The following is a 20,414-nucleotide window of genomic DNA, read 5'->3' as shown; positions in this document are numbered from 1 at the left end:
CTTGCGGGTCTGCTTGCGCTTGCCGGCGTACTCGGCGTCGGCGAAGGTCATCTGCTTCATCAGGTGTCTCGGCGTTTGAGGTTAAGCATTCTGCCAAATCTGGAAGTCTTCTTCAGAGTTTCCTTAAGGATTGTGCAACAAAGCCCGGTGCTGCTTATTGCTCTTGATCAGCGCCAGGGCGCATTACTGCTGGTTCTCCTGGTCGGTAAACAGGTCGCTGAAGAGCATGCTCGACAGATAACGCTCACCGGAATCGGGCAGGATCACGACGATGGTCTTGCCTTGCATTTCCGGCTTCTCAGCGAGGCGCACGGCCGCCGCCATCGCCGCACCAGAGGAAATCCCGCAGAGGATCCCCTCCTCCTGCATCAGGCGCAGGGCCATGGCCTTGGACTCCTCGTCACTGACCAGCTCGACCTGGTCGACCATCGTCAGGTCGAGGTTGTTCGGCACGAAGCCGGCACCAATACCCTGAATCTTGTGCGGGCTGGGCTTGATCTCCTGTCCAGACAGCGCCTGGGTGATCACCGGTGAAACGAGCGGCTCGACCGCCACGGAAAGGATCGCCTTGCCCCGGGTCTGCTTGATATAGCGGGAAACCCCGGTAATCGTGCCGCCGGTGCCGACACCCGAAACCAGCACATCGACCGCGCCATCGGTGTCGTTCCAGATTTCCGGACCGGTGGTCTTTTCGTGAATTGCAGGGTTGGCCGGGTTGTCGAACTGGGCAGGCATGAAGTACTGGGACGGATCACCGGCAACAATTTCACCGGCCTTTTCAATCGCCCCTTTCATTCCCTTGGCAGGTTCGGTCAACACCAGTTCGGCGCCCAGCGCCTTGAGCACCTTGCGCCGCTCGATGCTCATCGACGCCGGCATGGTCAGCAACAGCTTGTAACCGCGGGCCGCGGCGACAAACGCCAGGCCAATGCCGGTGTTACCCGAGGTGGGTTCGACAATGGTCATGCCCGGCTTGAGCTTGCCGCTGCTTTCAGCGTCCCAGATCATGTTTGCGCCGATCCGGCATTTGACCGAATAGCCCGGGTTGCGCCCTTCGGTCTTGGCCAGGATGGTTACCCCGCGCGGGGCGATGCGGTTGATCTGGACCAACGGTGTATTGCCGATGGAGTGCGCGTTGTCAGCAAAGATACGGCTCATGACGAGGGTCCTTTTAGCACCAGAACAGAAAACTTCAAGGGTAAGCCTGCCTCCTGGGTGAGTCCACCCCTGACACATCCAACAATGCCCTCGCCCTGACCAGGTCACCAAGTGACGCTCCATTCAGAGACTGAATGAAGCGTCTGCGTTCCCTGTCAAGCAGAGCCCGCGTTATAGTCGCGCATGACAATTTTTCTGCCAGGGGCCATGCACCCCGGCGTTACGTTAGAGGATCGGTTCATGAAGTTCGAAGGCACCAGCACCTACGTCGCCACAAACGACCTGAAACTGGCAGTCAACGCGGCGATCACCCTGGAACGGCCACTGCTGGTCAAGGGCGAACCCGGCACCGGCAAGACCATGCTCGCCGAACAGTTGGCCGAATCCTTTGGCGCCAAGCTGATCACCTGGCACATCAAGTCGACCACCAAGGCCCATCAGGGCCTCTACGAGTACGATGCAGTCAGCCGCCTGCGTGATTCGCAACTGGGCGTGGACAAGGTCCACGACGTACGTAACTACCTGAAGAAAGGCAAGCTCTGGGAGGCGTTCGAATCCGAGGAGCGGGTGATTCTGCTGATCGACGAAATCGACAAGGCCGACATCGAGTTCCCCAACGACCTGTTGCAGGAACTGGACAGGATGGAATTCTACGTTTACGAGACCGACGAGACGATCAAGGCCAAGCAGCGCCCGATCATCATCATTACCTCGAACAACGAAAAAGAACTGCCGGACGCCTTCCTGCGCCGCTGCTTCTTCCACTACATCGCTTTCCCCGACCGCGACACCCTGCAGCAGATCGTCGATGTGCACTACCCCAACATCAAGAAAGACCTGGTCAGCGAAGCGCTGGATGTGTTCTTCGACGTGCGCAAGGTGCCGGGCCTGAAGAAAAAGCCGTCCACCTCGGAACTGGTCGACTGGCTCAAGCTGCTGATGGCCGACAACATCGGCGAAGCCGTGCTGCGTGAGCGCGATCCGACCAAGGCCATCCCGCCACTGGCCGGCGCCCTGGTGAAAAACGAACAGGACGTGCAACTGCTTGAGCGCCTGGCCTTCATGAGCCGTCGCGGTAACCGCTGAGCCGGGGGGCAATTGCCATGCTGCTCAATCTGTTCAATGAAATGCGCGCGGCCAAAGTGCCGGTGTCGGTACGCGAGCTGCTTGATTTGCTCAATGCCCTCAAGCAACGGGTTACCTTCGCCGACATGGACGAGTTCTACTTCCTGTCGCGGGCGATCCTGGTCAAGGACGAACGCCATTTCGACAAGTTCGACCGTGCCTTCTCCGCCTATTTCAAAGGCCTGGAGAACCTCGACCGGCACCTGGAAGCCTTGATTCCCGAAGACTGGCTGCGCAAGGAGTTCGAGCGTTCGCTCAGCGATGAGGAACGCGCCCAGATCCAGTCTCTGGGCGGCCTGGACAAGCTGATCGAAGAGTTCAAGAAACGCCTGGAAGAACAGAAGGAACGCCATGCCGGTGGCAACAAGTGGATCGGCACCGGTGGTACCAGCCCGTTCGGCTCGGGGGGCTTCAACCCCGAAGGTATTCGGGTGGGCGATGCCGGCAAACGCCAGGGCAAGGCGGTCAAGGTCTGGGACCAGCGCGAGTACAAGAACCTCGATGACCAGGTCGAGCTGGGCACGCGCAACATCAAGCTGGCCCTGCGCCGCTTGCGCAAGTTCGCGCGCCAGGGTGCGGCCGAGGAGCTGGACATCGACGGCACCATCGACCATACGGCCCGCGATGCCGGCCTGCTTAACATCCAGATGCGCCCGGAGCGACGCAACAGCGTCAAGTTGCTGCTGCTGTTCGATATCGGCGGCTCGATGGATGCCCACGTGAAGATCTGCGAAGAGTTGTTCTCGGCCTGCAAGACCGAGTTCAAACACCTGGAGTATTACTACTTCCACAACTTCGTCTATGAGTCGGTGTGGAAGAACAACATGCGCCGCACCTCCGAGCGCACCTCGACCATGGACCTGCTGCACAAGTACGGTGCCGACTACAAAGTGGTGTTCGTCGGCGATGCGGCCATGGCGCCTTACGAGATCACCCAGCCGGGCGGTAGCGTCGAGCACTGGAACGAAGAAGCCGGTTACGTGTGGATGCAGCGCTTCATGGAGAAGTACAAGAAGCTCATCTGGATCAACCCTTATCCCAAGGACACCTGGGGCTACACCGCTTCGACCAACATCGTTCGCGAGCTGATCGAGGACCGGATGTTTCCGCTGACCTTGCGCGGGTTGGAGGAAGGGATGCGGTTTTTGTCCAAGTGACATCATCGCGGGGCAAGCCCGCTCTCACAGAGGTTGCAATCACTTTGTGGGAGCGGGCTTGCCCCGCCATCAACCCTCAAACCGCTGCAGATAATCCCGCTGCTCCCGCCAAGCCAGCTCCTGCACCACCGGCCTGAACCTCACCACACTTCCCGGCAGCAACTGCGCCAGCCGAGCCAAGGCCAAAGGCGTCAAAGCGCCCAAACGCGGATAACCACCAATGGTCTGGCGATCATTGAGCAATACAATCGGCTGACCATCCGGTGGCACCTGTACCGCGCCCAGCGGGATTCCTTCGGAAATCATCGGCGCCCCCTGATACTGCAAGGCAGGCCCCAGCAAGCGCATGCCCATGCGGTCGGCGCGGCTGTCCAGGATCCAGTTACGGTTGAACGCTTCAAACAGGCTCATGCCGCTGAAATCGCCAATCTGTGCACCCAGCACCAGATCGAGTGCGCTGCTATCGGTCAGGTCTGGCCGCAACGCATCAGGCACTGCTTTCAACGCAGGCGCCACACCGCTGTACTCCAGTTGTTGGCCCTTGGCCAGCGCCGATCCCAGACCATCAAGCCCACCCAGCTCCTCGCGCACCACACTGGCACAACTGCCCAGCACCTGTGGCGCGCAGAATCCGCCAGGCGCGGCCAGATACGCCCGAGCGCCCTGCAACGGCTGATTCAAGTGCAGACGCTGGCCTTTACTCAAGGTAAAGCTGGACCAAGGCTTGAGCGGCTCAGCGTCGATGCGCGCATCCAGGTCGGCCCCCGCCAACGCCAGGCAGCAATCCTGCTCGGCGACCAGGCTGAAGCCACCCAGGGTGACTTCCACCACCGCGGCATCGGCAGGGTTGCCCAGCAGCCAGTTGGCCCAGCGCATCGATACCCAGTCCAGCGCCCCGCCCTGGGTAACACCCAAATGACGCACACCAAAGCGTCCGGCGTCCTGCAACAGGCACAGCGGTGTGCTGGCTTCGATCGACAAGCGGCTCATTCCTGTACCTCCAGCGGAGTGTCGTCGCCACCCAGGTTGATGAAGGTGGCGCGATCCACGGCCACGAATCGCACCCGATCACCCGGCTGCAACAGGCTATAGCCATCACGCTCGCGGTCAAAAAGCTTGCTCGGGGTGCGGCCGATCAGGTTCCAGCCACCGGGCGAAACCGCAGGGTAAGCCGCGGTCTGGCGCTCAGCGATGCCCACGCTGCCTGCCGCCACGCGCTTGCGCGGGGTAGCCAGGCGCGGCGTGGCCAACGCGTCTTCAACCAGCCCCATAAACGCAAAACCGGGGGCGAAACCCAGGGCAAACACCTGATATTCCCGTTCGCTATGACGGCGCACAATATCAGCCACCGAGGTGCGGCAACGCTCAGCCAACAGGCTCAGTTCCGGACCGACACTCAGGTCGTACCAGACTGGAATCTCGTGCTGACGCCCGCCACTGCCGTTATCCGGCTGCAGGTTTTCCAGGGCTTCGCGAATCAAGCTGCGGGCCTGGTCCGGCGACAGTTGCAGCAGGTCGAAATGCACCATCACTGTGGTGTAGGACGGCACCAGATCAATTAAATGCTCGGCGAACACCGTGCACAAACGCTGACTGGCTGCCAGCATCCAGGGCATATTGGCTTCATCGATAGCGTCGAACAGCCGCACCATCAGGCAGTCGATGGCTACCGTTTCAATGCGGTAGCTCATGACTTCACCAGGGCATCAAGGGCCTGGCGAATCTGCTGTACCGCCGCGACCGAACTGTCGTTGTCGCCATGCACACACAGGGTCTGGGCCTGCAGGCGCAGTTCGCTGCCGTCTATCGCAATCAGTGCTTCGCCACGGGCCAGACGCAAGGCCTGGTCGACGATCCGCGCCGGGTCGTGATGCACTGCGCCCGGCAAGCGCCGCGACAGCAGATGGCCTGCGGCATCGTAGGCGCGGTCAGCAAAGGCCTCGAACCACAAGGTGATGCCGTACTCGTCACCCAGGGCCTGGGCGGCGCTGTTGTCGGCCGTGGCCATGAGCATCAGCGGCAACTGCTGGTCATAACCGGCTACGGCTTCAAGTACGGCGCGCAGTTTCAGCGGGTCAGCCATCATGTCGTTGTACAGCGCGCCATGGGGCTTGACGTAGGCAACGCGAGCCCCCTGGGTTCGGCAGATACCCTCCAGCGCACCGATCTGGTAGTGCAGCAGGTCACGGATTTCCTCGGCACTGCAGGCCATGGAGCGGCGACCGAAGCCCGCCAGGTCCTGGTAGGCCGGATGAGCGCCGATGCGTACGTTGTTAGCGATGGCCAGTGCCACCGTCTTGCGCATGATGCCTGGATCTCCGGCATGGAAACCGCAGGCGATGTTGGCACAATCAACGAAGGGCATAACCTGAGCGTCCAGGCCCATGGTCCAACTGCCAAAACTCTCACCCATATCACAATTCAGTAGCAGGCGGCTCACGTCTGTAACTCCTTCAGGCTCGGCCTTAACGGGCTTCAAGTTCTTTACCGCGGGTTTCCGGCAAGCTCAGTGCCGCCAGGATTACCACCCCGTAGGACACCGCTGCAAATGCACCGATACCCAGGCCCAACGGTATCTTCTGGCTGAGCATACCGATCAGCAGCGGGAAGAATGCCGCCAGGGCTCGACCGATGTTGTAGCAAAAGCCCTGTCCCGAACCACGGATACGAGTGGGAAAGAGTTCGGTGAGGAAAGCGCCCATGCCGCTGAAAATACCCGAGGCAAAAAAGCCCAGAGGGAAGCCCAGCCAAAGCATCACACCATCGCTGACCTGCATCTGGGTGTACAGCAGAACAATAATGAACGAACCCACGGCGAACAGGATGAAGTTCTTTTTGCGTCCCAGCAGGTCGGTGAGATAGGCGCTGATCACATAGCCGACGTAGGAGCCGAAGATCACCATGGCCAGATAGCCGCCAGTGCCGAGCACACTCAGACCGCGCTCGTTCTTGAGAAAGGTCGGCAGCCAGGAGGTGATGGCGTAGTAACCGCCCAAGGCACCGGTGGTCAGCAGCGAAGCGCGAATAGTGGTGAAGAGCATACCGGGGGCGAAGATTTCATAGAAATGCGACGGTGCTGCGGTTTTTTCCGCAGCCTTGGCCTGACGGTAGATTTCCGGATCCTTGACCAGGCGGCGGACGAAGATGACAAATACCGCAGGCACGATGCCCAGCAGGAACAGTGCGCGCCAAGCGTCTTCGGGCGGCAGCAGGGTGAACAGCACAGCGTAGAGAATCGCCGTCATGCCCCAGCCAATGGCCCAGCCAGACTGCACCATGCCCACGGCCTTGCCGCGATCCTTGGCGCGAATGACTTCACCGATCAGCACCGCACCGGCGGTCCATTCACCGCCGAAACCAAAGCCCATCAGGGTGCGAGCAATCAACAATTGTTCATAATTCTGGGCGAAACCGCAGAGGAAGGTAAAAAAGGCGAACCACAGCACCGTCAGTTGCAGGGTGCGCACCCGGCCGATGCGGTCGGAGAGGATGCCGGCGACCCAGCCGCCCAGGGCCGAGGCGATCAGGGTGGTGGTGTGAATCAACCCGGCTTCGGCGGTGGTGATGCCCCACAGCGCGATCAGGGTGGGGATGACGAAGCTGAGCATCTGGGTGTCCATGCCATCCAGGCCGTAGCCGATCTTGCAGCTCCAGAAGGTCCGTCGTTCCTGCTTGTTGATGTTGCGGTACCAGTCGAAAGGCCCCGCCACTGATCTGGATTTGACCTGGTGCTGCACGCCCGATGGGTTCATGGTTGCCTCAGCTTGTTGGTATTGTTTTAAAGGCGGCGATCTTTGTCGCAACCGTGACCGACATTTTTCGATGGCCTTGGGTTGCCGTCCAACGAGAAAAACCAGCGGTCTGGCATAAGAAAAAATTGATCAGTGAGCGCGCCATGAACCTCAAGTTCCTCGAAACCTTCGTCTGGGTTGCCCGACTCAAGAGCTTTCGCCTGACCGCCGAAAAGCTCTTCACTACCCAGGCTTCGATTTCCAGCCGTATCGCGGCGCTTGAGGCCGACCTCGGGGTCAAGCTGCTGCTGCGCGACTCACGCGGGGTCAGCCTGACGCCCGAGGGCAGCAAGGTGCTTGAGTACGCCGAGCAGATGCTCGACACCGCCAAGGCCCTCAAGCAATCGCTGGACAGTGACCGGGCCAAGGTCGGCCGGGTGCGCCTGGGGGTGATGGACACGGTGATCCACACCTGGATGAGCCCGCTGGTGTCAGAATTGATGGAGCGCTACCCACAGGTGGAAATCGAGCTGGTCGCCGATACAGCACTCAACTTGCGCGAACAGCTGCAAAAAGGCTTTCTCGATGTGATCCTGCAAACTGACCTGCTACGCCAGGAATCGATCCGTAGCCTGGACCTGGCGCGCTATCCCATGGGCTGGATTGTCGCCAGCCAGTCGATCTACAACCGCGACTATGCCTCCCTCGCCGAGCTTGCTCGTGAGCGCATCGTGACCTTTTCGAAAAACTCCCGGCCGCACCAGGAGGTGCTCAGCCTGCTCCAGGCTGAAGGCGTCAGCGCGCCACGCCTGAACTGTGTGAACTCGGTGGCGGCCATCACCCGCTTGCTGCGTGACGGCTTCGGCATCGGCGCCCTGCCGCCTGCCCTGGTCAGCGAAGAACTGGCCAGGGGTGAACTCACCCAACTGCCCCTGGCGCAACAACCGCCGAGCCTGGAGCTGGTGGTGGCCTGGCAGACCGGGGTCGAGCTGGTCGATGAAGTGGTGGCGTTGTGTCGCAATGTGCTTGAACGTTATGCCGCCAACGCCGGGCCAGAACGGATCGTGCTGGTTTAGCGCCAGCTCTCCGCCACCGGTTTGCGCCGACCGCCGAGCACCACCCAGCCGATCAGCAACAGCAGGCTTTCCACCAGCAGCGCCAGCAGCAAGGCACAACTCAGCCCCCAGGCCAGGGCCTCGGGGGTCAACAGGATCTGGTAGCTGTAGCCGTTGAGGGTTTCGTCACGCAACTGGCTGTCGGCACGTACCAGTACGTGCCAGGTGCGCTCCAGCCACGGCCCCTGGAGGACCTGCCACTCGCGTTCGAACAGGCGATTACGGATCAGCAGGCTGTCGATGCTGTTGGCATCGCTGTTGAACACCGGATCGTCGCTGCTGCGGTAATGGCGCACCAGGGCCTGCAGATCACCATTGAAGAAACGCCGGGCGGTTGCCTCGAAACCCTTGAGGCCCTCGCGGGACTCCAGCAGGTGCGCCTCGACCCGCTGGCTGTAGTCATTGATCAGGCCAGGAACCTGCACCCCTACCAGCAACCCGAAGGTGAACAGCAGTAACCGCAGGTAACTTCTGAACATGAACTATTCCTTTCCTTAGCGTTGTCCTTGGGCGATGCACTCACCGCGGCGCCACAATGCCCACTGGCCGGGCTCGTAGCGCTGCCAGGTCTCGTTCTCGGTCAGCGCCTCGGTGGCGATCACCGTAACCACGTCGTTGGGCGTGGTTTCAGCCTGGAAGTCGACAATCATGTCGACATCCTTGAGTCGCGCCGGCCCGAACGGTGCACGGCGAGTGATATGCACAAGCTTGGTCGAACAAAAGCAGAACAGCCAGTCGCCATCGCTGAGCAGGCCGTTGAACACACCCTTGCCGCGGTACTCGGCGCAGGCCTTGACCAGCACCGGCAACAGCACTTCAATCGGCACCGGCTCCGGAAACGCCTCGCGTACCCGGTTGAGCAGGTCGCAGAAGGCTGCTTCGCTGTCGGTGTCGCCAATCGGCCGATAGAAGGTCGCCTGGCCCTTGAACTCGCCCAATTGACCGTTATGGGCGAAACACCAGTTGCGCCCCCACAACTCACGGACAAAGGGATGGGTGTTGGACAGGCAGACCTTGCCGACGTTGGCCTGGCGAATGTGGCCGATCACCACCTCGCTCTTGATCGGATAACGCTGAACCAGGTTAGCCACTTCCGATTCGCAGCTCGCCGCCGGGTCCTGGAACAGGCGCAGGCCACGGCCTTCATAGAAGCCGATGCCCCAGCCGTCGCGATGCGGACCGGTGCGGCCACCGCGCTGCATCAGCCCAGTGAAACTGAAGACGATATCGGTCGGTACGTTGGCACTCATGCCCAGTAGTTCACACATGCTTGGCTGCTCCCGGGCAAATCCTACAAGCGCGGCTCAACCCGCGGGCGGCTGCCGCCCTGCGGTGCTTCAGGCGGGTTGCGGTAGCGGTCGCGGCTGTCGGCAGCAAATGCCTCATCGGCCGGCGCCTCTTCGGCATCACGCTTTGCCGCGGCCTCTGCCTGTTCACGGCGGGCCTTGGCGCGTTTTTCCACTGGCCAGCGCAGCACCACGAACATCCCGTACAGGGCGAAAGCGATCATGCCGTACATGGCAAGGTCAGCGGCAGCGCGCAAGAGGTTGTTACCGACCTTGAACAGCAGGTCGAGGGCGGTAATGGCAATGGCCGGGGCGAACTTGTCCTTGACCGGATCGATAATGGTCGGGGTCAGCAGCAAGACTGCCATCAGTACCCGCAGCGGTTCGCGCAACCAGCGCCACATCCAGCGGGTCAGGCGAAAGCCCACCGCCAGGCAACCCAGGGCGGCCAGGGCGTAAAAGCCCCAGGCGAGCAGATAGTCGTTCTCGGTCATGGTGTCCGTGGCAAGCTAGGCAAATAGACGCTTATGATAAACACATTTCAGCGCGCAGGCGCCCCCCAGCCAAGAGATCCCCGCATGTCCGCAGACGCCACCGCTCCCCGCGCCCCGATTGCCCGTAAGGCCGAAGGCGCTGATCCGTATGCCTGGCTTCAGGAACGCGATAGCGCCGAAGTCATTGCTTACCTGAACGACGAGAATGCCTACCAGGCGTCGCAGCTGGCCGACCAGGCGCAATTGCGCGAACATCTGTTCGAAGAGATCAAGGGCCGTATCCAGGAGACCGACCTGTCGGTGCCCTCACCCTGGGGCCCTTACCTCTACTACAGCCGCACCACGGCGGGTGAAGAGTATCCACGCCATTACCGCTGCCCGCGCCCGGCCGACGACTCGCCGACTGTCGACGAGAGCCAGGAACAACTGCTGCTGGACCCCAACCCGCTGGCCAACGGCGGCTTCCTGTCGCTGGGCGCCTTCAACGTCAGCCCCGATCATCAGCGCCTGGCTTACAGCCTCGATACCACCGGCGACGAAATCTACACCCTGTACGTCAAGGACCTGACCAGCGGCGCCATCGAGCAACTGCCCTTCGAAGATTGCGACGGCAGCATGACTTGGGCCAATGACAGCCAGACGCTGTTCTTCGCCGAGCTGGACGACACCCAGCGCCCGCACAAACTGCTGCGCCATCGCCTCGGGCGCGAAGGCTGCCAAGCGATTTTCGAAGAAACCGACGGGCGCTTCTTCCTGCATTGCTACCGCTCCAGCTCCGAGCGCCAACTGATCCTGCTGCTCAACAGCAAGACCACCAGCGAAGCCTGGGTGCTCGATGCCGAACAGCCTGACGGCGATTTCACCTGCCTGGCACCTCGCGTCGAAGGCCATGAATACTTCCCCGACCACGGCCAGCTCGACGGCCAGTGGCGCTGGTTCATTCGCACCAACCAGGACGGCATCAACTTCGCCCTGTACCAGGCCGACAGCGAAACGGTACCGAGCCGCGAGCAGTGGCAACTGCTGGTGCCGCACCGCGACAGCGTGATGCTCGAAGGCCTGAGCCTGAACGCCAGCGCCCTGAGCCTGAGCCTGCGCGAAGGCGGCCTGCCGATCATCGAAGTGCACCCGCAAGGGCTTGCCCCCTATCGGGTGGAATTGCCGGATGCGGCCTATAGCCTGTACGTGCAGGACAGCCTGGAGTTTGCCAGCACCCGTATCCGCCTGCGCTACCAGGCCCTGAACCGTCCGGCCCAGGTGCGCCAGCTGGAACTGGCCGATGGCGTCCAGCAGGTACTCAAGGAAACCCCGGTGCTCGGCCCCTTCGACCCCGACGCCTACGTCAGCCAGCGTCTCTGGGCCACGGCCAGTGACGGTACCCAGGTGCCGATCAGCCTGGTCCAGCGTCACAGCGATCTGGGCAAGCCGGTGCCGCTGTACCTGTATGGCTACGGCGCTTATGGCGAAAGCCTCGACCCGTGGTTCTCCCATGCCCGTCTGAGCCTGCTCGAACGCGGCGTCGCCTTCGCCATTGCCCACGTGCGTGGCGGTGGCGAACTGGGCGAAGCCTGGTACCGGGCGGGTAAGCAGGAACACAAACACAATACCTTCAGCGATTTCATCGCCTGTGCCGAACACCTGATCAGCCAAGGCGTGACCCGCGCCGACCAACTGGCCATCAGCGGCGGCAGCGCTGGCGGCCTGCTGATCGGCGCGGTGCTCAACCAGCGCCCCGAGCTGTTCAAGGCGGCGATTGCCGAGGTGCCGTTCGTCGATGTGCTCAACACCATGCTCGACCCGGAGTTGCCCTTGACCATCACCGAGTATGACGAATGGGGCAATCCCGAAGCGCCCGAGGTGTATGAGCGGATCAAGGCTTATGCGCCCTACGAGAACGTCAAGGCCCAGGCCTACCCGGCGCTGCTGGTGGTGGCCGGCTACAACGACAGCCGCGTGCAGTACTGGGAAGCGGCCAAATGGGTGGCCAGGCTGCGGGTGACCAAGACCGATAACAACCTGTTGCTGCTCAAAACCGAGATGGACGCCGGACACGGCGGCATGAGCGGGCGCTATCAGGGGCTGCGGGATGTGGCGCTGGAGTATGGTTTCGTCTTTAAAGTACTTGGCGTGGTGTAAATCGCATCGCAATCACCTGACCAACTAATCCGATTTCGCCTTGCTCTTGCTGTCCTCCGGTGTCAGCCCCGGCAAGGGCTGGTCCCTGGGTGGCGTGGGCACTGGAATGGCTGGCAGCAACGGCGACCCCGGCCGCGCATCACCGGCCCGCGGTACGCTGCTGGGGGTGACCTGCGGGTAAGGTGTCGGCGTGGCCGTCCCCGGCGCCCCCGGCACCGGGGCGATCGGCCGCGGTTGCAGGTCGGCGGCCAGGGCCGCTTGCAGGCTGGTGAAGAGCAGGACGGCAATGGTCAAACAGCGCATGCGCAGACTCCTTGTAACACCTTCTCACAGGCTACTCCCAAGCGTAGCGGTTTGCCTGTCCGAATGGCCCGTCATCACGCTAAACTTCAAGGCATAACCGTAACAAGCCCGAGAAAAGGTAATCCCATGAGTTCGCCATCCTCTGCCGCCGCCACCGCACGGCTCGACCGCATCCTCGCCGACGCCAAGCGCGACAAGGAGATGGGCTATCGCGACAAGGCCCTGAAAATGTACCCGCACGTTTGCGGTCGGTGCGCCCGGGAGTTCTCCGGCAAGCGCCTGAGCGAGCTGACCGTGCACCACCGTGACCACAACCACGACAACAACCCCCAGGACGGTTCCAACTGGGAGCTGCTGTGCCTGTACTGTCACGACAATGAGCATTCCCGCTACACCGACCAGCAGTACTTCAGCGAAGGCTCCACCAGCAGCCCGAGCATTGCCAAGGCCACTCACAATCCATTCGCGGGGCTGGCCGGCCTGCTGAAAAAGGATTGAACCCAATCCCCTGCCCCACGGCTGCCGGCAAGTCCGTATAATCGCGTTCTTTTTTGCGAAGGGCCCCGGCACGTGGCGAACAAACGGTACAGCTGCATTGGTCTGTTCAACCCCAAGTCAGCGGAGAACGTCGGTTCAGTGATGCGCGCGGCGGGTTGCTACGGCGTCAACTCGGTGTTCTACACCGGCAAGCGCTATGAGCGCGCCCGCGACTTCGTCACCGATACCAAGCGCGTGCACTACGACATTCCGCTGATCGGCATCGACGACCTGCAGAAGATCATCCCCCTGGGCTGCACGCCAGTGGCGGTGGAATTGATCGACGGCGCCCGCCCGCTGCCCGAGTACACCCACCCAGACCGCGCCATCTACATCTTCGGCCCCGAAGACGGCTCCCTCGACCCGAGCGTGCGGGACTGGTGCGAAGAGACCATCTACATCCCGACCAACGGCTGCATGAACCTCGCTGCCACGGTCAATGTGGTGCTCTACGACCGCCTGGCCAAGGGTCTGAACACGCGCTCCGGGCCGAAGTTCAAGTAGCCCTGGGCAAACGCAGCAGCTTGCTCGACAGCACTGCGGATTCGCGGCCCAGCACGCTTTCGCTGAGCTGGATGAACTCCTCGGTACTGACACTGTTCAGGCGCATCAGCGCGCGGGTGACATCGTCCAGCGAGCGCTGGTTGTGAGTGTGCAGGCGGATTTCCCGGTCCAGCGCCTGCAACAGCAGCACGCCGCGCGCCGTCACTGCGCTGTCGACCTGCTCGCCGCGCAGGCTGATGACCTTGGCGCCGCGATGTTCAAGACCGGCCTGCTGGGCCTGGTAGCGCTCCTCGGTGATACCACCGGCACGGCGGAGCAACTCGATGGCGTAGTACTCGTTGATGCTTTCACCAATCCAGTCGCTGGCCTGGCGGTCATTGATTTGGGCAAAGACATCCACCAGCTCACGCAGCAAGGGGCTTGAACCGTTTTCACTGACCAGCGGCAAACTACTGTGCAGGTAGATCGAGTTGTGCCCGGCGCGGGTGCCGCGCCAGAGCTGGTCCCGGGCGCCGACCAGCAGCAATTTCGGCGGGTTGCGCGGGAACACCGCCTGCAACTGCGGCCAGACGAAGGTCAACAGGGTCAGGTTATCCAGCCGGCGCATGCCCTGGCCCTGGGGAGCGGCAACACTGACTTCAGTCTCGCCCAGGCGCGCACGCCGGGTGCCAATGGTGCCTGCGATCATCCAGCCAGTGGGACGGTCGAACAGGCGCGAGACGTTGTCGATGCGAAAACGCTGCTTGCCGATACGCGGCCAGGGTGTCTCGACGCTCTTCCAGCCACTGGGCAGCTCGAAACTCAGGCGGGCCACCAGCTCGGTGCCATCCTGCTGATCAAGCCGCGCCGGAGGAACCAGATCGTCGCCACGAAACAGCGCCCAGTCAGGTGTCACCCGGGTTTCATAACTGCCATTGCTCTGCCGATGCCCCAGGCGCACACGGTAGCTCAACTGGCTCTTGCCGGGCGCCGGCTGCCAACGGCCGCGCAGGCCTTCGCCTTGCAACTGCCATTGGCCGTCGGCCTTGAAGTCGCTGTAGGCGCCCTCCTTGCCCAGGTCGAAATCCAGGCTGCGCACTGCCGCGCCTTCGGCCAGGGTCAGACGCACCTCGGCCTGCTCGCTTTGCGGGAACAGACGGACGTGATAATCCAGATTGACCTTCTTCGCCCAGGCCGGCGAACTGGCCAACAGGGCCAGAGCCAACAGCCAATGGCAACGCACACGCATACAGCAACTCCTTGTTCCCTTGACGCGCTACCCGGCAAGCCTGGGCGGCTCAACCCGCGCGGAAAATCAGATAATCTTCCCAGTCATCCTCATCCACACTGTTCTCGCTCAACATACGTCCGGACTGGGAAATGCGCTGTTTATGCACCTGTTGACGATCGCCACAGACCAGATGGTGCCAGCCCGGCAGGTCCTTGCCTTCGCTGACCAGACGATAGCCGCAAGTGGTCGGCAGCCATTTGAACTGGTCGGCCTTGCCCGGCGTCAGCTGAATGCAGTCGGGCACCAGCGTGAGCCGGTTCGGGTAGTCGCTGCACTGGCAGGTCTGCAGATCCAGCAGTTTGCAGGCGATACGCGTGTAATAAACGCTGTTGTCGTCTTCGTCTTCGAGCTTTTGCAGACAGCACAGGCCACAGCCGTCACACAGCGACTCCCATTCCTGGCGGTCGAGCTGTTCGAGGGTTTTACGCTTCCAGAAGGAATCGGCGCTGGCAATCATGTAACGGGGGTCCTGTTTCAATAGAGGTGCCGCTGTGCGGCGGCGCCAGTCTAGGGCGAGTCTTGCACCATTGCCAGACCGCTTGTCAGCGCTGGCACGACGCAGTAGTTTGACCGGCGGTTGCTCACCACCTTTTCCATTCGTTCAGGAACTCGCCATGAGTGCTAATCCTCGCGTTGCCGAACATGCCATCGACGATCAGTTCATCAAGCGCTGGTCGCCACGCGCCTTTACCGCCGAACCGATCAGCGAAGCCACCCTGCTGAGTTTCCTCGAAGCCGCCCGTTGGGCCCCTTCGGCCTACAACTCGCAGCCATGGCGCTTTCTCTATGCGCGCCGCGATACGCCGAACTGGGAGCGCTACCTGGGCCTGCTCAATGAATTCAACCGCAGTTGGGCACAACATGCCTCAGCCCTGGTGATCGTCATCTCCAAGACCACCTTCGCCGCCCCGGGCGCCAGTGAAGAAACCCCGGCCTTGTGGCACACCTTCGACACCGGTTCCGCCTGGGGCCACCTGGCCCTGCAGGCCAGCCTCAGCGGTTGGCACACCCATGGCATGGCCGGTTTCGACCAGGAGCTGACCCGCAAGGAACTGAAGATCCCCGAAGGCTATGCCCTGCATGCGGTGGTGGCGATTGGCAAACTGGGCGACAAGGCCAGCCTGGCTGAAGCCCTGCAAGCCCGTGAAGTGCCCAGCCCGCGTCGTTCGCTGAGCGAGCTGGCGGCTGAGGGTGATTTCAGCTTGTAAGATCAATCGCGGGGCAAGCCCGCTCCCACACAGACCCGCTGTGGGAGCGAGCGATGCCCTTAATAGCCGCGCTGGAAATCCACTTCCCCGCGCAACGCCTCGCCCGCCTGATACGCCCGCAAATTCTCGACAAACAGACGCACCATCGCTATTGGCGAGGTCGGCGCCGAGCTGTGCCCGGTCAACAGCAGGCCCCAGGCGGTCCAGAACGGATGACGGGCCGGCAGCGGCTCCTGGCGGCAGACATCGATCACCGCACCGGCCAGATGGCCCAGTTTCAAGGCCTCGACCAGATCGCCATCAACCACCGCCACACCGCGTCCGGCGTTGATGAACAACGCCTCGGGATTGAAGCGGGCGAACAGCGCAGCATCGTACAGGTCATGGGTTGCAGGGGTGTCCGGCAACAGATTGACGATGTAATCGACCTCCCCCACCAAACGCCCCAGTTCACTCATGGCAGCCACTTCGATAAACGGGGACTGCTCACGGGCCTGGCTGGCGATACCGTAGAGCTTGACGCTAAACGGCAGGAGAAACTCGGCGACCCGCTGGCCGATATCACCGGTACCGACGATCAACACCCGACGCCCTTCCAGGCTACGTCCGGGCCGATCATCCCACTTGCGCTCGACCTGACTGACCAGGCGCGCCAACACTTCCCGCTCATGACCAAGCATGTAGGTCAGGACGTACTCGGCCATCACTTGGCCGAAGATGCCGACCGCACGGGTCAGGCGGTAGTCGCGCTGCAAGCCGTCGGCCAGTAGCGGGGTGATTCCGGCCCAGGTCGACTGCAGCCATTGTGGCTGGTGACCCTGGCGCAACAAAGTCGCCAGCAGGTCCGGCTGCCCCAGCCACACTGGGCATTGGGCGGCCTGGTTAGCCAGTTCGGCCGAGTCACTACTGGTCAGGACCTCAAGGTCCGGTGCAACTTCGCGCAGCAGGCGAGCGTAGAGGGCATGATCCTGTTCAGCGATCAAAATACGCATGTTCTTTACAACCTTGGCAATAACAACGAAGGCCGCAAGGCTTGGGGCCAGGCGGCATCACATCAGGCAGGCCGGGCTCAGACCGGGTCGTTGCGGCGTAACAGCTCTTCGGGCAGGTGTTCGATGTACTCGTCCTCGACCGGCGGCATCTGCAGGTGGTAGCCCTGCTGCTCGAGGTTCTCCAGGACCTTGGTGATGTCCTCGCGGGCCAGTTGGCGCTCCGGGGTCAGGACCAGGTCGAAGGCGTGCACCGGCTTGCCGAAGAACGGCAGCAGGCCTTCGGGCACACGCTCCAGGCCATCGGCCTTGAGCACGTAGAGGTACATTTCGTTCTTGCGTGGGCTCTTGTAGATCGAGCAGATGCGTTTCATTGCGGTTCTCCAGCGCTGGCCAGACAGTCGAGCAGCGCTTGCCCCATGCGCTCACGGCGCCAGCCGCGCAACGCATCGGGAAGTTGATAAGGTCCGGAGGGGTAGCCGCTCTTGAGCAGCAACTCGAGGAGTTTCTTGCGCAACATCAGCTCCGGGGCGATGTTCAGGCGCTCGGCCTCGGCCTGGCCGATGGCGCGCAGTTGCTTGAGCAACGCCGAAGCTTCGATCGGCAGCGGCTCGGGCACCGCCGCTGGCCACTCCGACGGCGGCATGCTAGCGGCCTGTTTGATCAGGCCGAGCAGGAACTCACCGTCCTGACGAATGGTGCGCGGGTGCATGTCCTCGATTTTCGCCAGCGCCGACAGCGAATCCGGCTGAGTTTTGGCCATGGGCCACAGGGCATTCTCACGCAGGATACGGTTGCGCGGCAGGTCACGGGTGCGGGCTTCACGCTCGCGCCAGGCGCACAATTCGCGCAGCACCGCCAACTGCGCCCGGGACAGCTTCCAGGCCAGCTTGGCGTCGCGGTACAGCTCGTTGGGGTCGATTTCCCGACGCAGCTGAGCCACAAGCTCGGCGCCGTCTTCCAGCACCCAGGCATGCTTCTCGTCCGACAGTTGCGGGCGCAGACGCTCGTACAACTCGGCCAGGTGGACCGCGTCTTCGGCGGCGTAACTGACCTGGGTTTCCGACAGCGGGCGTTGCAGCCAGTCGGAACGGGTTTCGCCCTTGGGCAGCTCGAGCCCGAGGACTTCCTGGACCAGACGCGAATAGCCCATGGAGAAACCGAGGTTCAGGTAGCCAGCGGCCAGCTGGGTGTCGAACAGCGGCGTCGGCAGGCTGCCCGTCAGACGCGACAGCACTTCAAGGTCTTCGCTGCAGGCGTGCAGAACCTTGATCACCCGGGTGTCTTCTAGCAGCTCGGCCAGCGGCTGCCAGTTGCCGATCCGCAAAGGGTCGATCAGATAAGCACGCGCGCCGTCGCCAACCTGGATCAACCCGGCAATCGGATAAAAGGTATCAACCCGCATGAACTCGGTGTCGACGGCCACGAAGGGCAGCTGGCGCCACTGCTGGCAGTGTTCGGCCAGACTGCTGTCGTCGCAAATCCAGTGTATTTCGATGGCCACAAGGCTCTCCCACAAACAATGGCGCGCAGTATATACGCCGCGGGCCACTGCCGGGAAACCACTCGGTGGGAGCGGGCTTGCCCCGCGATGTAATCTGGCTGACCGTCCCCGATCGCGGGTCAAGCCCGCTTCCACAGCGTCGGTCGGCAAGCGGCGAACAGGTCCAGTTGTTGATCGTAGACGCCGGTGCGTACCTGCAACAGCCCGAGCATCGAGTGGAACAGGTTGTCCTGGCTCAGTGGCTCGTCGCGCACCTTGTTCAGACAGTCGGTATCGACAGCAAAGTCCTCACGGTAGCTGTCGGAAAACCAGGCCAGCATCGGCACGTGTTTCTGTTGTTCCGGCGCCAGTATGTAAGGCGTGCCATGCAGGAACAGGTTGTACTCGCCCAGCGACTCGCCATGGTCGGAGAGGTAGAGCATGGCCGTGTCGACCTTGTCCTGCTTACTGCGCAGGATGTCGATCAGCGATGACAGTACATGGTCGGTGTAAACCAGGGTGTTGTCATAGGCATTGATGATGCTTTGTTCGCTGCACTGGTTCAACGCGTTGCTGGGGCATACAGGCGTGAAGCGCTCGAACTGCATCGGATAGCGTTTGAAGTACTCCGGGCCATGGCTGCCCATCTGATGCAACACCAGCACGGTATCTTGCTGCAGGTTGTCGATCATCGACGCCAGGCCTTGCAGAAGGATCTCGTCATGGCACTCGCTGTTGGTGCACAGCGCCGGATCCTTGGCATTACTGACATCTTCAAACTGGACCCGGTCGCAGGTGCCCTTGCAGCCTGACTGATTGTCGCGCCAGCGAACACTCAAACCGGCGCGCTGAAGTACATCCAGCAAGCCTTCCTGGTTCTTTGCCTTACTGGCCTGGTAATCCTTGCGGGTCAAGCCGGAGAACATGCAAGGCACCGATACCGCCGTCTCGGTGCCACAGGAATGGACATCACTGAAAGCGATAAGCCCTGCTTCCTTGCTCAATTGCGGTGTGGTGTCACGACTGTAACCCAACAGCCCGAAATTCTGTGCCCGCGCGCTCTCCCCCACCACCAGCACCGTCAGTGACCTGCGTGCATGATATTGCCAGGCCGGATCGCGCTGGGCGTCTTCACCGATCTTGGCAAAAGGCTTGGCCGCCGTGCCGAGCCGTTCACCGACATAACCAAAAGAGGCACCTACCAGATTGCTGGGCACCAACATCAGGCGAATCTCATGATGGTTGCGAAACAGCGAAGCCAGCCCTTGGTAATTGAGCAACGCCACCACGCCAAGCAAGGCGACACAAGCAACACTGGTGAGCAATTTGCCAAACAGTTCGCGATACCAGACCCGGTAGTTGATCGGGGTTTTATAGAGCAACAGCGAAGGCACAACACCCAACAACACTATATAAAACCCAAGTTTCAGCGACAGTAGATCACGCACTTCCGTGGCGTTGGTTTCAGCGGTATTGCGCAACATGCCAACATCAATCAACACACCATATTGATTCATGAAATAAGCCGCGCCGGCGCTCAGCACAAAGAGCACAACAAGTACCGGTTTCAACACCCTGCGAAAAGCAACAAAGGTCAACACCAGGTTGAACGCACAGAAGATCAGCACGGCAAACGCCAGACGCAGGAAAACACCCGACACGCCAGGTTCTACAACACTCGACAAATGCTGCCAGAGTACCGAATTGAACGCGACCAGCAAGTAGAGGCTGGCAAACAGGGTGACCCATTCGGCCTGCAGGGGTTTGATCTTTAACATGATGCTCGCTTGGCTATTGATCGGTAAGCGTGCCGTTGCGGCACGGCCTTTGGACCAGGCGAACGTTAATTGCAACAGGATAAATTTTTTGTGAAAAAGACGCCAACGTTTAGTGGCTTGACGTCAATTTAATCATTACA

General features: G+C 61.5%; 22 protein-coding genes. 7 read left to right on the top strand and 15 right to left on the bottom strand.

Annotation, left to right across the window (positions count from 1 at the left end):
- Window positions 1-183 precede the first annotated feature (183 nt).
- On the bottom strand, window positions 184-1,158 hold the full coding sequence (gene cysK / locus ACRESH_RS09775; RefSeq protein ID WP_431741793.1) for a cysteine synthase A: 975 nt from the start codon (window positions 1,156-1,158) through the stop codon (window positions 184-186).
- Between the two features lie 240 nt (window positions 1,159-1,398).
- Here cysK and ACRESH_RS09770 point away from each other — a divergent pair, with 240 nt between their 5' ends.
- Window positions 1,399-2,244, top strand: coding sequence for an AAA family ATPase (locus ACRESH_RS09770; protein ID WP_107025666.1), 846 nt, complete (start codon window positions 1,399-1,401; stop codon window positions 2,242-2,244).
- Window positions 2,245-2,261: 17 nt separating this feature from the next.
- Window positions 2,262-3,440, top strand: coding sequence for a vWA domain-containing protein (locus tag ACRESH_RS09765; RefSeq protein WP_431741792.1), 1,179 nt, complete (start codon window positions 2,262-2,264; stop codon window positions 3,438-3,440).
- Between the two features lie 69 nt (window positions 3,441-3,509).
- On the opposite strand, the gene ACRESH_RS09760 is transcribed toward ACRESH_RS09765, so the two are convergent.
- Genes ACRESH_RS09760 through ACRESH_RS09745 form a run of 4 tightly spaced genes read right to left on the bottom strand, consistent with a single transcriptional unit; the run spans window position 3,510 to window position 7,192 of the window.
- Complete coding sequence (locus tag ACRESH_RS09760) at window positions 3,510-4,430, bottom strand: biotin-dependent carboxyltransferase family protein (RefSeq protein WP_431741791.1); 921 nt, start codon at window positions 4,428-4,430, stop codon at window positions 3,510-3,512.
- Complete coding sequence (gene pxpB / locus ACRESH_RS09755; protein WP_431741790.1) at window positions 4,427-5,131, bottom strand: 5-oxoprolinase subunit PxpB; 705 nt, start codon at window positions 5,129-5,131, stop codon at window positions 4,427-4,429. The genes ACRESH_RS09760 and pxpB overlap by 4 nt, the downstream gene beginning before the upstream one ends.
- On the bottom strand, window positions 5,128-5,880 hold the full coding sequence (locus tag ACRESH_RS09750; protein ID WP_431741789.1) for a 5-oxoprolinase subunit PxpA: 753 nt from the start codon (window positions 5,878-5,880) through the stop codon (window positions 5,128-5,130). The genes pxpB and ACRESH_RS09750 overlap by 4 nt, the downstream gene beginning before the upstream one ends.
- 25 nt (window positions 5,881-5,905) lie before the next feature.
- The gene (locus tag ACRESH_RS09745) at window positions 5,906-7,192 is read right to left on the bottom strand and encodes an MFS transporter (protein ID WP_431741788.1); all 1,287 of its coding nucleotides are present in this window, start codon (window positions 7,190-7,192) and stop codon (window positions 5,906-5,908) included.
- Window positions 7,193-7,335: 143 nt separating this feature from the next.
- On the opposite strand from ACRESH_RS09745, the gene ACRESH_RS09740 reads away from it, so the two are divergent.
- Complete coding sequence (locus ACRESH_RS09740) at window positions 7,336-8,247, top strand: LysR family transcriptional regulator (RefSeq protein ID WP_431741787.1); 912 nt, start codon at window positions 7,336-7,338, stop codon at window positions 8,245-8,247.
- Here ACRESH_RS09740 and ACRESH_RS09735 read toward each other — a convergent pair.
- From ACRESH_RS09735 to ACRESH_RS09725, 3 genes are read right to left on the bottom strand one after another with little or no spacing between them, the layout of a single operon-like run.
- Window positions 8,244-8,765, bottom strand: a complete 522-nt coding sequence (locus ACRESH_RS09735) for a DUF2937 family protein (RefSeq protein ID WP_431741786.1) — start codon at window positions 8,763-8,765, stop codon at window positions 8,244-8,246. The genes ACRESH_RS09740 and ACRESH_RS09735 overlap by 4 nt on opposite strands.
- Window positions 8,766-8,780: 15 nt before the next feature.
- The gene (locus ACRESH_RS09730) at window positions 8,781-9,554 is read right to left on the bottom strand and encodes a class II glutamine amidotransferase (RefSeq protein WP_431741785.1); all 774 of its coding nucleotides are present in this window, start codon (window positions 9,552-9,554) and stop codon (window positions 8,781-8,783) included.
- A gap of 23 nt (window positions 9,555-9,577) precedes the next feature.
- On the bottom strand, window positions 9,578-10,066 hold the full coding sequence (locus tag ACRESH_RS09725) for an MFS transporter (protein WP_431741784.1): 489 nt from the start codon (window positions 10,064-10,066) through the stop codon (window positions 9,578-9,580).
- Between the two features lie 84 nt (window positions 10,067-10,150).
- Here ACRESH_RS09725 and ACRESH_RS09720 point away from each other — a divergent pair, with 84 nt between their 5' ends.
- A complete protein-coding gene (locus ACRESH_RS09720) occupies window positions 10,151-12,202 on the top strand; it encodes a S9 family peptidase (RefSeq protein ID WP_431741783.1) in 2,052 nt (683 codons plus the stop codon).
- Between the two features lie 24 nt (window positions 12,203-12,226).
- On the opposite strand, the gene ACRESH_RS09715 is transcribed toward ACRESH_RS09720, so the two are convergent.
- On the bottom strand, window positions 12,227-12,505 hold the full coding sequence (locus tag ACRESH_RS09715) for a hypothetical protein (protein WP_431741782.1): 279 nt from the start codon (window positions 12,503-12,505) through the stop codon (window positions 12,227-12,229).
- 126 nt (window positions 12,506-12,631) lie between these two features.
- On the opposite strand from ACRESH_RS09715, the gene ACRESH_RS09710 reads away from it, so the two are divergent.
- Together ACRESH_RS09710 and ACRESH_RS09705 are read left to right on the top strand one after the other, a co-directional pair.
- Complete coding sequence (locus ACRESH_RS09710) at window positions 12,632-13,003, top strand: YajD family HNH nuclease (RefSeq protein WP_431741781.1); 372 nt, start codon at window positions 12,632-12,634, stop codon at window positions 13,001-13,003.
- A 72-nt stretch (window positions 13,004-13,075) separates the two neighbouring features.
- Window positions 13,076-13,546 (top strand): RNA methyltransferase, encoded by a 471-nt coding sequence (locus ACRESH_RS09705; RefSeq protein ID WP_431741780.1) that lies wholly within the window; start codon window positions 13,076-13,078, stop codon window positions 13,544-13,546.
- On the opposite strand, the gene ACRESH_RS09700 is transcribed toward ACRESH_RS09705, so the two are convergent.
- Together ACRESH_RS09700 and ACRESH_RS09695 are read right to left on the bottom strand one after the other, a co-directional pair.
- Window positions 13,539-14,768, bottom strand: a complete 1,230-nt coding sequence (locus ACRESH_RS09700) for a hypothetical protein (RefSeq protein ID WP_431741798.1) — start codon at window positions 14,766-14,768, stop codon at window positions 13,539-13,541. The genes ACRESH_RS09705 and ACRESH_RS09700 overlap by 8 nt on opposite strands.
- Window positions 14,769-14,823: 55 nt before the next feature.
- Window positions 14,824-15,273, bottom strand: a complete 450-nt coding sequence (locus ACRESH_RS09695; RefSeq protein ID WP_431741779.1) for a YcgN family cysteine cluster protein — start codon at window positions 15,271-15,273, stop codon at window positions 14,824-14,826.
- A gap of 157 nt (window positions 15,274-15,430) precedes the next feature.
- Between ACRESH_RS09695 and ACRESH_RS09690 the strand changes: the two genes are divergently transcribed.
- Window positions 15,431-16,024: a nitroreductase family protein gene (locus ACRESH_RS09690; RefSeq protein WP_431741778.1), complete on the top strand. Its 594-nt coding sequence runs from the start codon at window positions 15,431-15,433 to the stop codon at window positions 16,022-16,024.
- Window positions 16,025-16,083: 59 nt separating this feature from the next.
- Here ACRESH_RS09690 and ACRESH_RS09685 read toward each other — a convergent pair whose 3' ends face one another.
- The 4 genes from ACRESH_RS09685 to ACRESH_RS09670 all read right to left on the bottom strand — a co-directional run bounded on the left by ACRESH_RS09685 (window position 16,084) and on the right by ACRESH_RS09670 (window position 20,274).
- A complete protein-coding gene (locus ACRESH_RS09685) occupies window positions 16,084-17,016 on the bottom strand; it encodes a D-2-hydroxyacid dehydrogenase (RefSeq protein ID WP_431741777.1) in 933 nt (310 codons plus the stop codon).
- 77 nt (window positions 17,017-17,093) lie between these two features.
- Entirely contained in the window at window positions 17,094-17,387 is a 294-nt protein-coding gene (locus ACRESH_RS09680) for a YcgL domain-containing protein (RefSeq protein WP_431741776.1), read from the bottom strand.
- Entirely contained in the window at window positions 17,384-18,517 is a 1,134-nt protein-coding gene (gene rnd / locus ACRESH_RS09675; protein WP_431741775.1) for a ribonuclease D, read from the bottom strand. Before rnd ends, ACRESH_RS09680 begins: the two co-directional genes overlap by 4 nt.
- Before the next feature lie 119 nt (window positions 18,518-18,636).
- Window positions 18,637-20,274, bottom strand: a complete 1,638-nt coding sequence (locus ACRESH_RS09670; protein ID WP_431741774.1) for a phosphoethanolamine transferase — start codon at window positions 20,272-20,274, stop codon at window positions 18,637-18,639.
- Between the last annotated feature and the right edge of the window lie 140 nt (window positions 20,275-20,414).

This window comes from Pseudomonas sp. (genome assembly GCF_050739775.1).
Taxonomy (GTDB): Bacteria; Pseudomonadota; Gammaproteobacteria; order Pseudomonadales; family Pseudomonadaceae; genus Aquipseudomonas.
Note: the sequence above shows the minus strand (reverse complement) of the source record. Positions and strands in the feature narration are given on the sequence as shown.